Origin of the sequence: Pseudoalteromonas sp. S4492 (assembly GCF_005886115.1) — a bacterium.
GTDB classification, from domain to species: domain Bacteria; phylum Pseudomonadota; class Gammaproteobacteria; order Enterobacterales; family Alteromonadaceae; genus Pseudoalteromonas; species Pseudoalteromonas gelatinilytica.
In genome coordinates this window covers 1-230 of sequence record NZ_PNCP01000142.1, presented here as the reverse complement: position 1 = coordinate 230, position 230 = coordinate 1, and the positions used below count along the sequence as shown (strand labels likewise).

The following is a 230-nucleotide window of genomic DNA, read 5'->3' as shown; positions in this document are numbered from 1 at the left end:
GAAGACGCACTCACAGGTAAATCATATGAACACCGTCGAGGGTGGGTTGAAGAACGCCTACTTTTTCTTGCAAAAGTGTTTTGTATTGATGTGTGCGCTTATGCGGTGATGAGTAACCATACTCATGTTGTGCTTTATGTTGATGATAAAAAAGCAAATAGGTTATCGGATAAGGCCATTCTCTTACGTTGGTTTAAGCTCAGTAAAGCAACGCCTTTAGGTCAAAAATT

The 230-nt window shown here is 40.0% G+C and carries 1 pseudogene; it reads left to right on the top strand.

Annotated elements, in window-relative coordinates:
- Positions 1-230 (top strand): annotated as a pseudogene (locus CWC28_RS21210) (transposase); the annotation flags it as partial.